The organism is Bacillus sp. J14TS2, assembly GCF_018333015.1.
Lineage (GTDB): Bacteria > Bacillota > Bacilli > Bacillales > Bacillaceae_C > Lederbergia.
Window position 1 is genome coordinate 154546 of record NZ_BORE01000003.1, and the last position, 13632, is coordinate 168177.

14 protein-coding genes are annotated in these 13632 nt (G+C 37.5%); all 14 read left to right on the top strand.

Translation table 11 applies throughout. The features are described 5' to 3' along the window. Nucleotides 1-12 precede the first annotated feature (12 nt). The 14 genes from KI375_RS05610 to KI375_RS05670 all read left to right on the top strand — a co-directional run bounded on the left by KI375_RS05610 (nucleotide 13) and on the right by KI375_RS05670 (nucleotide 13620). Nucleotides 13-1317 carry an ABC transporter substrate-binding protein gene (locus KI375_RS05610; protein WP_212972548.1) on the top strand — a complete coding sequence of 435 codons (1305 nt, stop codon included), beginning with the start codon at nucleotides 13-15 and terminating at the stop codon, nucleotides 1315-1317. Nucleotides 1318-1410: 93 nt separating this feature from the next. Continuing rightward, nucleotides 1411-2292 (top strand): carbohydrate ABC transporter permease, encoded by an 882-nt coding sequence (locus tag KI375_RS05615; RefSeq protein WP_212972549.1) that lies wholly within the window; start codon nucleotides 1411-1413, stop codon nucleotides 2290-2292. Continuing rightward, a complete protein-coding gene (locus KI375_RS05620) occupies nucleotides 2279-3184 on the top strand; it encodes a carbohydrate ABC transporter permease (RefSeq protein WP_212972550.1) in 906 nt (301 codons plus the stop codon). Before KI375_RS05615 ends, KI375_RS05620 begins: the two co-directional genes overlap by 14 nt. A gap of 219 nt (nucleotides 3185-3403) precedes the next feature. Next, nucleotides 3404-4030: a YesL family protein gene (locus tag KI375_RS05625; RefSeq protein WP_212972551.1), complete on the top strand. Its 627-nt coding sequence runs from the start codon at nucleotides 3404-3406 to the stop codon at nucleotides 4028-4030. Between the two features lie 303 nt (nucleotides 4031-4333). Further along, the gene (locus tag KI375_RS05630) at nucleotides 4334-5728 is read left to right on the top strand and encodes a glycoside hydrolase family 30 protein (RefSeq protein ID WP_212972552.1); all 1395 of its coding nucleotides are present in this window, start codon (nucleotides 4334-4336) and stop codon (nucleotides 5726-5728) included. 127 nt (nucleotides 5729-5855) lie between these two features. Then, the gene (locus tag KI375_RS05635; protein ID WP_212972553.1) at nucleotides 5856-6893 is read left to right on the top strand and encodes a LacI family DNA-binding transcriptional regulator; all 1038 of its coding nucleotides are present in this window, start codon (nucleotides 5856-5858) and stop codon (nucleotides 6891-6893) included. Between the two features lie 60 nt (nucleotides 6894-6953). Continuing rightward, the gene (locus KI375_RS05640; RefSeq protein WP_212972554.1) at nucleotides 6954-8708 is read left to right on the top strand and encodes a glycoside hydrolase family 35 protein; all 1755 of its coding nucleotides are present in this window, start codon (nucleotides 6954-6956) and stop codon (nucleotides 8706-8708) included. Nucleotides 8709-8795: 87 nt separating this feature from the next. Continuing rightward, complete coding sequence (locus KI375_RS05645) at nucleotides 8796-9614, top strand: GNAT family N-acetyltransferase (RefSeq protein ID WP_212972555.1); 819 nt, start codon at nucleotides 8796-8798, stop codon at nucleotides 9612-9614. Between the two features lie 330 nt (nucleotides 9615-9944). Further along, nucleotides 9945-10856 (top strand): family 43 glycosylhydrolase, encoded by a 912-nt coding sequence (locus tag KI375_RS05650; protein ID WP_212972556.1) that lies wholly within the window; start codon nucleotides 9945-9947, stop codon nucleotides 10854-10856. Nucleotides 10857-11321: 465 nt separating this feature from the next. Further along, entirely contained in the window at nucleotides 11322-11639 is a 318-nt protein-coding gene (locus tag KI375_RS27795; protein ID WP_306419785.1) for a helix-turn-helix domain-containing protein, read from the top strand. Beyond that, the gene (locus KI375_RS05655; RefSeq protein ID WP_306419786.1) at nucleotides 11605-12480 is read left to right on the top strand and encodes an RNA-guided endonuclease InsQ/TnpB family protein; all 876 of its coding nucleotides are present in this window, start codon (nucleotides 11605-11607) and stop codon (nucleotides 12478-12480) included. The genes KI375_RS27795 and KI375_RS05655 overlap by 35 nt, the downstream gene beginning before the upstream one ends. Before the next feature lie 124 nt (nucleotides 12481-12604). Continuing rightward, nucleotides 12605-12751, top strand: coding sequence for a hypothetical protein (locus tag KI375_RS05660; RefSeq protein WP_212972557.1), 147 nt, complete (start codon nucleotides 12605-12607; stop codon nucleotides 12749-12751). 22 nt (nucleotides 12752-12773) lie between these two features. Then, nucleotides 12774-12998, top strand: a complete 225-nt coding sequence (locus KI375_RS05665; RefSeq protein WP_212972558.1) for a hypothetical protein — start codon at nucleotides 12774-12776, stop codon at nucleotides 12996-12998. A 13-nt stretch (nucleotides 12999-13011) separates the two neighbouring features. Continuing rightward, complete coding sequence (locus tag KI375_RS05670) at nucleotides 13012-13620, top strand: hypothetical protein (protein WP_212972559.1); 609 nt, start codon at nucleotides 13012-13014, stop codon at nucleotides 13618-13620. The last annotated feature ends 12 nt before the right edge of the window (nucleotides 13621-13632 follow it).

Consider the following 13632-nt stretch of genomic DNA (forward strand, 5'->3'; position numbering starts at 1 on the left):
GGGGTTTATGAAGTGAAAAAACTTTTATTTTTGTTAACGGTTTGTTTGCTTGTATTTGGGATGGCTGCTTGTTCTAGTAATGATGAAAAAGTAAATGGTAGTAATGGTAAGAAAAATGGAAAAACTACTGTTAGTTTCAGTTATTGGGGTGGGGACGAAGATACGGAAAGAATGGAGGCTATTAAAGCGGAATTCGAAAAGGAACATTCCGACATTGAGGTGAAACTTGTTCTTTTACCTGAGGGTGAAGAGTACGACCAGAAACAAACAGTAATGTTTTCAGCTGGCACTCCATATGATGTCATACAATTTGCAGAGCAATCATTAGCTTATGCTTCCCGCGGGATGCTAGAAGATCTAACACCTTATATTGAAAAGGATGATGATGTAGATTTAAGTCAGTACTATGATGTTGCCATTGATGCATATACGCATAATGATAAAGTTTACGGCATGCCGTTGCGTGTTAGCTCAACGATTATGTTATATAACAAAGATTTATTTGATAAGCATGACTTAGAATATCCAAACGAAGACTGGACTTGGGATGATGTGACAGAGGCAGCAAAAATCATTACAGACCCTGAAGAAGGCGTGTTTGGGGTTAGTGGACAAGGCGGTTGGTGGGCAGGAACTGCTCAATCTCTTCATTCCTATGGTGGAAGTGTATTAAGTGAAGATAAAACTGAATTTAATCTAGATTCACCAGAGTCTCTAACCGCTATTGAAAAGATGCAAGAATTATCATGGAATCTGGATGTTGCCCCTACCTCCACCCAGGTACCGGAAGGGGTAGACTTATGGATTAGCGGTAAGATAGGCATGCAAATTGATGGCCCATGGTGGATTATTAGTAGTCAAAAAAATGCAGATTTTGATTGGGATATTACGACCGCTCCTGCTGGAACCCAAGAGTCGGCGCCTATTTTCTCGAATGCATTCCATATGGCAAAAGACTCTAAAAATAAAGATGCTGCATGGGAGGTTATTAGTTTTTGGACAGGAAAAACAGCACAGGAAATATTGGCCAAAGACCATGGAGACATTCCCACTATGAAAGAAGTAGCGGAATCAGATTTATTTTTAGATCTAGACGGCAAAGCGCCTGAGAATTTTGCCATAATGCTAGATGGTTTAGAGACCGCTTTTGCCCCAGAGGTTTCATTAGTATGGACAGAGGTCAATCGAGTAGTGGATGAAGGAATGGCGAGAATAGTTGACTTAAATGAATCGATTGAAGATGTCATGCCTAGTATGAAAGCAGAAATTGAGGAACTCTTAGAAGAAGCAGAGGAATTGAAAGAATCACAAGAATGATGGATTTTTGGATCATTCTGAGAGGTACAAGATAATTGTTTCGGGGGGTATTTTATAATTTTTGATGCTCCCCATTTGAAGGGAGTGTACTTGATGAAGAAAGACAGCAGAAGATTTTGGATGTATATATCCCCATGGATATTTGGGTTTCTTGCTTTTACTCTAGGCCCCATGTTGGCTTCTTTATATTTAAGCTTTACAAAATATGATATTTTAACGCCTTCCAAATGGATAGGGTTTGATAATTATATAAAAATATTTACAAATGATCGTTTTTGGAATGCACTAGGGAATACCTTTTATTACACCATTGTCGGAGTACCATTACATGTCATACTAGGCTTGCTTGTTTCCCTACTTTTATTAAAAAATATTCCCGGAATTAAGTTGTTTAGGACAGCCTTTTATCTACCATCAATATTTGGCGGTGTAGCGATTCTATTATTATGGAATTATATGTTAGCTCCCGGTTACCAAGGACAAAATGTTGGTTTAGTAAATGCAATGCTCAATATGATTGGAATAGATGGACCTGGATGGTCGAGTTCAGAAACTTGGGCAAAACCAGCTGTTATTCTTACGAAAATTTGGGGTGTTGGTGGGACAATCTTGATATTTTTGCCGGCCTTAGCAAGTGTACCAAAAGAACTGTTAGAGGCGTGTGATATGGATGGTGGTTCTGTTTGGAGAAAATTCTTCTCTGTTGTACTCCCTACAATTAGTCCAGCAGTTCTTTTTGTTGCAACGATGGAGCTTATCGGTACATTAAAGATGTTTATAGAACCGATGATTCTTCCAGGAACGAATCAAAGATGGACAGACTCTGTAATGGTGTATTTGTATCAAAATGCATTTGAGAATTTTAAAATGGGCTATGCATCAGCACTTGCATGGATTATGTTTGTCGTTATATTAATCGTAACATTAATAAATCTTCAGTTGTCGAAAAAGTGGGTGTACTATGACTCAGAATAAAGTAGAGAATTCGACCAATTATCATAGTAAAGTTGTACGGAAAAATACTAGAAAAAAAATGAATAAAGCATTTTTGACTTTTTTAAAATATTTATTGTTAATTGGAGCAACCATTTTATTTATGCTACCGTTGGCATGGACGATTTCAGGTTCATTAAAACCGAACGGAGAGATCTTCAGTGTTCCTATTACATGGATACCGAGTGAGTTTAGATGGGAAAATTACGTTCGAATGTTTGATGCGGTACCAATGCTTCGCTATGCTTTAAATAGTTCTATTATCACTGGTTTTAACATCATCTTAACAACAGCTTCATCATTTTTTGTTGCTTACGGTTTTGCAAGGTTCAAGAGTCGTTTTAATGGGCCTTTGTTTTTAATTGTTCTTGCAACAATGATGATTCCAGAACATGTGACATTGGTTCCGCAGTTTTTACTATTCACTGAATTAGGTTGGGTCAACACTTATTTACCTTTAATTATTGTAGGTGCATTCGGTTCGCCTTATAACATTTTTCTTATGAGGCAATTTATTAAGGGTCTTCCTAGGGAGCTGGATGAGTCAGCATACATGGATGGAGCCAATTCATTTAAAGTATTAACTAAAATTATTGCACCGCTCTGTATCCCAATTTTGATTACAATAGCGATTATGACATTTAATTTTCATTGGAATGATTTCTTAGGGCCGCTAATTTACTTAAGAGATCCAGAAAAGTTTCCATTACAGCTTGGACTATATTCGTTAGAAAGTGAACGCGAAGGACAAACTGATTTTAGTCTTTTATTTGCTGCATCTCTGACAGCCTTAGTACCACCACTACTTTTATTTCTTTCTTTACAAAGACATATTTTAAGTGGAATAAGATTAGGCGGTTCAATCAAAGGTTGATGGCATTGGCCGAATGTTACGATAATTAATAGAATTCAAGGGAGCGTCTATCGATCTTGACCTTATACTACCTTTTAAGGGAAGAAAATAGATTGATCGAAAACGAAATTCGACACTCGTTAGATATCGTAACCTTTGATTAAATAATTGCAAAATAAGTATAAGGTCAAGACATTTGTCCCTTTTATGTCAACGATATGTTTTAAGAGGAGTAAATAAATGAACCCAATAATGGAAAAAATTCATTATATATGTGACTGGTGCATGCGTTTAGCTTATGTAAATTTGTTATGGATTCTCTTTACCCTTATCGGTTTAATCATTCTTGGTATTGGCCCTTCAACCCAGGCTATGTTCGCTGTTACCAGAAAATGGGTGATGGAAGGGAAAGAGATTCCAATTTTCTCTACTTTTTGGAGCTCATATCGAACCGAATTTATAAAATCAAATATGTTATTTTCAATATTATTTGTTATTGGCTATGTACTATTTTTTGATTTTAGATTTTTAATACATTTTGAGGGATGGTTATATACAGTATTAACTGCTGGATTAGCAAGTATCATGATTATCTATCTATTCACCGCGTTATTTACGTATCCGATGTTTGCTCATTACAATATTAAAATTGCACAGTATTTAAGGTACTCCTTTTTAATTGTTATTAGTCATCCACTCCAACTTCTATTGTTAACAATAATTATTGTGCCGATTGTATTTATATTTCTTATTTTCCCTGGACTACTTCTATTCTTTTCTGGAAGTGTGATTAGTTTAGTCATTACACATTTTGCATGGAGTATTTTCAAAAAGCTAGACAGTAACCATGCGTTGGCTGGAGATTGATAAATAAAAAGTTAGTTAGAAAAAAATTTAACAGCGTGTTTGGAGGTAATGCTCATTTCGCATGATTTTCAGATGATATAGTTTCCGTTCGCGTTATGATTTACAAAATATTGGAGTAAGAAAAATAGAAGTATATATTATAGCTGAAATACTAAAGGTTAATACCGGCTCCATATTTGTGAGGAAAATTTGACGAAAGGGAATCTACGAAGAAAGAATGGAGCTATGAATGATTGAGTACTTACGAGTGGGGACATTTTTGTATAGCAGTAATCATAATCCTTATTAACGGGAGGCAAGGTAATGAGACCATTTGAGCAACAAAAAGATCAATTGGTGTTTGATAAAAACCCGATTCAAATTCAACCAGATGATGGGGATAGCAATTTCGAAGGTTGGGGAACTTCACTTGCGTGGTGGGCCCATATTATAGGGCAATGGGAAGATACAGAAAAAATGAACGAATTGCTGGACTTAGTATTTGATGCAAAGAAAGGCCTTGGTCTTAATATTGTACGATACAATATCGGGGGCGGGGAGAATCCAAGTATTGTCCCAAACACTTTGCGCCCTGGTGGGGATGTTCCTGGTTTTCAACCTGATGAAGGAGTATGGAATTGGGAGGCTGACAAAGGTCAAAGGGCAGTGTTGTTGGCCGCTTTTGAACGCGGCGCAACGATTGCTGAAGCATTTTCTAATTCTCCCCCATACTGGATGACGATAAGTGGTTCGGTGACAGGAGCAGAAGATGGTGGAAATAACTTAAAAGAAGAATATTATGCTGCCTTTGCAGATTATTTAACCGAGGTTGTAAAGTTCTACAAAGAAAAATTCGGTGTTATCTTCCGTACATTAAACCCGTTAAATGAACCTGCTTCTAATTGGTGGATAAAGGGAAACATTCAGGAAGGCGCTCATTTTAGTCTAGATAAACAAATGGAGATCATTAAAAGTGTTGCTGAATCACTAGAGGAAAAAGGCTTGAGTGACACGGTCATCAGTGCTCCTGATGAAAATAGTATTGATGAGACAATAGACATGTTACAAGGCTATGATCAGGAAACGATCGATAAACTATTGCAAATTAATACACATTCCTATAACGGCAGTCAGTTAGAGGAACTTCATGAATTAGCTGCCGAGAAGAAGAAAAGACTATGGATGTCTGAATATGGTACGGGTGGGTCAGAACCACATAATCATGAAGATATAAGCAGTATAATGGAACTGTCAGAACGAATTATCCTTGATCTAAAATTACTACAACCTTCTGCTTGGATCTATTGGCAAGCAGTCGAGGATGAAAGTGCAAAAAACAATTGGGGGTTTATTCACTCTGATTTTCGTGGCGAAGAAAATTATGAGCTGACAAAGCAATACTATGCAATGGCTAATTTCAGCCGCTTTATTCGACCAGGAAGTGACATTATCAGGACTAATAATGAGCATTCTATAGCGGCCTATGATCAAAAGGAAAAACAGCTTACAATTGTAGTAAGAAATGAATGTTCGAAAGAAGAGCTTGAGTATGACTTATGCGCGTTTCAATTTGATACTGATTCAGCAGACGTATATGAAACCAGCTTACTAAAAGGTCTAGCATATTCTCAAATTCCGGTATATCGTAATGGTTTTAAAATTTTAGTAGAAAGCGAGTCAGTGACAACGATTGTTCTATCTAATGTAGAAATACAGTAACTATTTTTATATGTATGAAATCGGTACCAATATAAAAGCTATAATTATGAAAATAAAAGGGTCACTTATGATATTCTATATATAAATATGGAATGCGTTTCCAATAAAGACGAGGTCGAATACAAATATGAAAAAGAAGAATATTACGATATACGATATTGCTAAGGTAGCAAATGTTTCGCCAACAACGGTTTCTCGGGTACTCACGGGGAATCCGCTGGTTAAAGAGAGTACTAGAAGACGGGTACTTGAAAAAATGGAAGAGCTGGAGTTTACCCCTAATGAAGCTGCAAGAAGCTTAACGAAAAAGCAAACAAATATGATTGGCTTTATTTTACCAGACATTACTAACCCTTTTTTCTCTCAAACCTACATAGAAGTCGAAAGAAAGGCTTTTGAAAAAGGATATACGATTCTGTTACGGAATTCTATGAATAACAGTGAAATGGAATCAGCCCATCTGCGTGAGTTTGTAGAAAGGCGAGTAGAATGTATTGTGTTTATGGGGGGGCGTATTAATAAATCTAAACCACCAGAAAGAGAAACAAAGGAAATGAACGAGGTAATGAAACGAGTCCCCCTTATTATGGTGAACGGCCAGATGAAAGGAGTCGATTGTCATACCATTCGGACAGACGAGGAAGAAGGAATGCGGTCGATTGTTGATCATCTTATTTCCCATGGTCATCAAGATATTAGTTTAATTGGGGGAGTGGCAGGCGTTTCAACGGGAGATCTTAAGGTTTCAATATTTCAAGAGGAGCTAGCAAAACGCGGTTTGCCATTCCATAACGAATGGCAAATTTATGCGGGATTTGGAATCGAGGATGGTCGGACGGCAATGAAACAACTGCTAGGCAGTTCACATATGCCGACTGCTATTATTGGTATTAACGATATGGTGATTTATGGAGCTTTAAAAGAATGTCGAGAGCAAAACGTACCGATAAACGAATTCTCATTTGTTGGTTTTGATGATATTTTTCCATCGGATATCGTTTATCCCAGCTTAACAACAGTCAATCACAATTATGAAATGTTAACTTCTGAAATTATTGAGGTTATAAAGAACATCATTGAAAAGAAGGATACTCAAAAAGAACGTTTAATCGATACAAAGCTAATTATTAGAGAATCCAGTTTTGGAAATAAGCAAAGAAAGTAAAGAGCGATTTTTTCAATAAATAAACATATTACTAGATTCGTTAAAGGATGACTGACAAACATGAAAAAGACAAATGAATTTGCGATTAAGGATGAATTTTTGTTAAATGGTGAGCAAGTTAAAATCATTTCAGGAGCGCTTCACTATTTTAGAGTTGTACCTGAATACTGGCGGGACCGGCTCGAAAAGCTAAAAGCAATGGGGTGCAATACGGTTGAAACGTATGTGCCATGGAATGTTCATGAACCTATAAAAGGAAAGTTTAATTTTAAGGGAATGTATAATATTGCTGAATTTATTTCCATTGCCCAAGAATTAGACTTATGGGTGATTGTTCGCCCTTCGCCATATATTTGTGCGGAATGGGAATTTGGCGGATTACCTGCTTGGCTATTAAAAGACGAAAATATGCGCATACGCTGTCATTATGAGCCGTTTCTACAGCATGTAGACAAATATTTCGAAGTATTATTTAAACAATTAGTGCCATTACAAGTTAATTATGGCGGCCCAGTTATTATGATGCAGGTTGAAAATGAGTACGGTGGATATGGCAGTGATAAGAAGTATATGCGCGCTCTTGCGAATATGATGCTAGAAAAGGGCTGTGTTGTTCCTTTAGTTACTTCAGATGGTCCTTGGCATGATATGTTAGAAAATGGCTCGATTCCGGAACTCGCTTTTCCTACCGTGAATTGCGGATCAAATTTAAAAACTCATTTTAAAAGACTAAAAGAATTTAATAAGGGGACAGGCCCCTTAATGGTGATGGAGTTCTGGATCGGTTGGTTTGATGCATGGGGAGATGCTGAACACCACATAAGAGATGAAAAGAGTGCTGCACAAGAGTTAGCGGATGTTTTAGAGGTAGGACATGTGAATTTTTACATGTTTCACGGTGGTACCAATTTCGGCTTTACAAGTGGTGCGAATTATTATGAAAAATTATTACCTGATACAACATCTTATGATTATGATTCGCCTTTAACTGAATGGGGTGATACAACTCCTAAATATGAGGCATTTAAACAAGTAATTTCTAAAACAACTAAGATTCCAGAGGTTGAATATTCTACGAAAATTGTTAAAAAAGAGTATGGAGCGATCTCTTGTAAGAACCGGGTATCTCTGTTCGAGACACTTGATTCTATCTCTGAATCAATCTACTCAGATTACACATTGCCGATGGAAAAACTGGATCAAAATGACGGCTATATTTTATATAGAACGAATATTGGGAAACAGAGGGAAATTGAGGATTTCCGCTTAGTCAATGCTAATGATCGCGCCCATATCTATATTAATCAAGAACTGGAATGTACAAAATATGATTTGGAGCTCCCTGAAAAGGAGTCTTTTAAACTAACTGCTGAGGAAAATACATTAGATATTCTTGTTGAAAATATGGGAAGAGTCAATTACTCAATTAAAATGGAAGAACAGCGAAAAGGGATTAAAAATGGTGTCGTCATCAACGGAGCATACCAGAGTGAATGGCAGCACTATCCCCTGCCATTAGACAATATCGAACTGGTTGATTTTAATAAAGAGTTTAAAGAAGGAAGCGCTGCTTTCCATCAATTTCAGTTTGAGGTTGAAGCGATTGGTGATACATTTTTAGATTTCCAAGGCTGGGGCAAGGGTGTTGCATTTGTGAATGGCTTTAATATTGGCCGCTTTTGGAAGATCGGACCACAGAAAAAGCTTTACATTCCGGGGCCGTTATTAAAAAAGGGAATGAACGAAATTATTTTATTTGAAACAGAAGGGGTTTATCAAGATAAGATCTACTTAACGGATAAACCGGGTTACTAAAGAAACTATTACAAGTAAAACATTAGTGGAAATGGCAACCGTAAGGGACCCAGATTTCATGTGAAAATTAAGGATGGCGTTGGATACATGATATATGAGTTAAAAAAAGATGAATTTTATAAATGCAAAAGCTTGGTAAATGAAAATATTCCTGAGTCAGTTGCTGTAGTTGTGGGAAATAATCCTGGCAGAATATTTGTTGATAATAAAGATAACCCGACTACGGGACTCATCTGGTTTAAATCAATGGATATCGGCTTTAATTTCATTGGTGACTGTTTCAATACAAATTTTAATCAAGAAATTGTTTCTTTCATTGATGAAAATATTAAGCCCGAAGCGAAAAAGATCGGATGTGACTGGCTTGATGTGAGTGGGGGAGACGAAGCGTGGGATCGCCAAATAGAGAATATATTCAAGCATAAAAATGTAGAAACCCAAGAACAACATGTTTATATCCTACATGAAAGTAAGTGTATGGAACCTCAAGAGGGTTTGCCAAATGGATACAGGTTATATGAAATATCAGACCCCTTATTACAATCAAACACAATTGAAAACACTATCTTTCTATATGATAGAATTTTAAGTTTTTGGGATTCTATACAGGATTTCTTAGATAAAGGTGAAGGATATTGCATCACCCATCATAACAAAATTGTGAGTTTTTGTTTTTCAGGATTTATAACAAATACTTTTTCCGTAACGGATGTAGAAACATTAGAAGAATATAGGAGGAAAAACTTAGCGCAAACTGTGGCAGTTGCCTATGTGCAAAAATGCTTTAGCAGGGGGATCACTCCTTATTGGGATTGCATGAAGGAGAATCTCCCTTCCAATGCTGTCGCTAAAAAAATAGGATTTGAAAAGGCTCGGAGTTATTTTGTACAATATTTTCAATTTTAACGACAAGAGATTGTTTATCAGTATTACATGGAAATAACGGTAAAGAATACAAATTTCGTTGGTGCACACTGCTTTCAACTAAATGATCAAAGTTGTTTTAGAAAGATTTGTTGGCGAAAACTATCAGAGTGGTTTTCTTGATTGTTGCCTCTAAAAATATCAGTAGATGACAAGATATATTAATTTAACGAACAAAAATTTAATTACCATTCATGATAGCCAAATTTCAACAATGGCTACTTGTGCAAAACAAATACCTCCAATTTTCTTTAATAGTGAAAGCTTGTTAGTGGATGCTTCATTAAAAAATATCAAAAAGGAGAATAGGAAATGAATACTTTAAAGAATGGAACATTATGGACAGATACAGATGGAAATGAGATCCATGCTCATGGTGGCCACATCTTATATTTTGAGGGCTATTATTATTGGTATGGAGAAGATCGTAGAAAGAATTATTATGTAAGTTGTTATCGTTCTACAGACTTAGTTCATTGGGAATTTCGAAACCATGTGTTAACGACAGAGTCAGAGTTGCAGCCAATTAGAGTTCGAACAAGACTTTCTCTTATCAATGAAGACCAATCGAAAGTGAATATTGAACGTCCAAAGGTTCTGTATAATAAACTGACGAAAAAATTCATCTTATGGGCTCATTTTGAAAACGGAAAAGATTATAAGGAAGCGGCAGCTGCGATTGCGACTTGTGATACACCGGATGGAGATTTTATCTATCACGGACATATGAATCCATTTGGATATATGTCAAGGGATTGCACATTATTTCAAGATGATGATGGAACCGCCTACTTTATCTCTGCAGCAAGAGATAACGCTGATTTACATGTGTATCGATTAAGTACTGACTTTTTGAATGTTGACAAATTAGTCCATAGATTATGGCAAGGTGAATACAGAGAGGCTCCGGCAGTATTCAAGAGAAATGGAAAATATTATATGTTATCTTCTTTTTGCACGGGATGGGCGCCAAATCAAGGGAAATACGCCATCAGCGATTCGATAGAAGGTAACTGGACAATACTGGAAGATTTTGGTGACAAAACGACCTATGATACCCAGCCTGCATTTGTTTTAAAGCTCAATGAAGAAAAAATATTGTATTATTCTAATCGATGGAATGCAGATGAATATGTTGATTCTAGTTATGTTCTTTTACCAATACAATTTGAAGGCGAAAAATTAAGATTAAAATACTATGACGAGTGGGAAACTTTTATTTAGAGAAGTACTTATGAATGCGCATTTATTTTCGTTGGTTAGGTATGAAGCTTTTGAAAAAATAGAAGCTAGATGAATTATTTATATTTCATTTAGCTTTTTTGTAAGGCTGTGTATTAGCTGATCAATAGAAAGTGCTCTTACTACTAATAAATAAGGAGAATACGTAGGACGAATTTTCTGTTTGCACATTTCATTGGAGAGAGTAAAGATGGGAATCATTTCTATGATCTACACAATGGAAAATCCGTATTAATTTCTAATATTGACGAGGAAGGGATACGTGATCCATGTTTAACAGCCCTCCGAAAGAAGTCCTCTTCCTCAGGGAGCTAAGCGAACAGGGAGGGGATGAATTTCGGTCGGTGTAAACCGAATTCTTCCTATTTTCTTTCTATTTCCACTTGTTCTAGAGAATATACGTTTGGTATACTATACATAACGTATAGGGGTGGAGAGGTGATAATCATGAAAAAGAAGGTTGGAGAGAAGCTCGCTTCGGAAACAGAGATGCTTGTTGTGAACTATCAATATGAAATTTATCCAAATGAAGAGCAAAGAGAAAAACTTGATACTTGGATTCATTATTGTCGCCATCTTTATAACTCTGCCTTGATCGATAGGCATCGTATGTATCAGGAAGACAAGACAAACTATTCTCGTTACGATATGCAGAAGCAATTAGTCGTAGATAAGAAAAAATTCCCTTTCTTAAACGAAGGTCCCTTCTCAACCCCTTCAGGAGGTTTTCGTGCGGCTGGAAAAAGCATTCAATGGATTTTTTGACCAACGGTCTAAGTATCCAAAAATCAAGAAATACAAGGACTACAATAGCCTTACCTTTACCCAATTCGGTTACAACAAGAAAGGAAATCGGATGGCTTTATCGTTCACGGAAGATGGGAAGCTTTTCAATGGGAAACTTGGAAACGTTGACATTAAGATGCATCGTCCCATCGAAGGAGTCATCAAACAGGTCGTCATCAAGCGGAAAGGCGGTCGGTGGTTCGCCATTTTTAGTGTCGCAGGACAAGTGAAACCACAGCCCCTCCGTATTTTAGAAGCTATTGGCATCGATGTTGGCCTGAATAAGTACGCGGTCCTTTCCGATGGGACGGAAATTGAGAACCCACGCTATCTCCGGCAGACTGAAAAGCAATTACGCAAAGCACAAAAGAAACTTTCCCGCATGACTCGTGGTTCTGGGAACTACAAACAGCAGGCGGCCAAAGTGGAGAAGCTTCACATGAAGATTGCCAATCAACGGAAGGATTTTCTTCACAAGAAAAGTTACCGGATTGCGAACGACCACTCTGTCGTTTGCGTAGAAGACCTAAACATCCGTCAGATGGTCAGAAACCGTAAACTCTCGAAGTCTATTTCGGATGCAGGCTGGGGCATGTTCCGGAATATGCTTGGTTACAAATGTCGACGGAATGGTGGATTCCTTGTGAAGGTGATGCCTGAATACACAACACAGGACTGTTCTTCCTGCGGAAACCGTGTGAAAAAGTCCCTGTCTGTACGCACCCATATCTGTACGGGATGTGGTACTGTATTAGGCAGAGACCATAACGCCGCCCTGAATATCTTAGCAAAGGGCCTGGAACAACTCCAGATCGCCTAATCCAATAATACTGTAGGGCAAGGTCATGTCCGAACAGTATAACCAACGCCTGTGGAGATCATGTAAGACGGAATGGGGATTCCTCCATTGCGCAAAGATCTGTGAATCAGGAAGCCCCTTCTTCATGCAGTTTGTAAGGATTGATAAGGAGGCGTTGTTCACTAAAGGGATGTATTTTCAAGAAAATAAACAGTACCGTTTTTCTGTATTTGCCCGACATGCAATGAATCAGACAACCTTTGGGCATATCGTTTGTGACCGCAGAAGGTGAAACAATCTCAGAAGGCTCGTGTATGGTAAAAACTCGTGAGTGGGAAAAATATGAAGTGATTTTAACCGCCAGTAAAACGACTCGTACAGGTAGACTAATTCTTAAATTCCCAGCTGGAGCTAATCTAGCCATTGATATGGTATCAGTTTTTCCTGTTGATACATATAAGGGACGCATAAATGGCTGCCGTAAAGATATTGCAGAGATGCATGAAGCGACGCTTTCCGGGTGGATGCTTAGTACATGATGGAAGCTTAAATATGGAAGATCGTGACTCAATGTATCGTTGGAAAAACACAGTTGGTCCTATAGAGCATCGCCCAAGTCGTAGAAATAGCTGGGGCTATAATCAAAGCTTAGGTCTTGGTTTCTTTGAATATTTTCTGCTATGTGAAGACCTTGGTGCGAAGCCGATTCCAGTTTTACCTGGAGGATTTGATCCACATCATCAACGTGCAGTTCCATTTGAGAGAATGGATGAGTGGGTACAGGATGCGTTAGATTTAGTTGAATTTGCAACCGGACCCATTGATACGAAGTGGGGAGCTCTTCGTGCAGAAATGGGGCATCGGAAGCCATTTAACCTCGAATATATTGCAATTGGCAATGAAGAGGTTGGACAACCATTCTTTGATCGTTATGTATATTTCCATAAGGCACTACGTGAAAAGCATCCTGAAATTAGAATTATTAACTCTGCAGGACCATTTGCGGCTGGCAGTGAGTACGAGCGTGGCTGGGATAGTGCACGTGAACATGGATCAGATATTGTTGACGAGCATTATTATCAAACAACAGATTGGTTACTAGCAAATCAATATCGCTATGATGAATATGACCCAAATGGTCCTAAAGTATTTTTAGGATAATATGCATCTTGG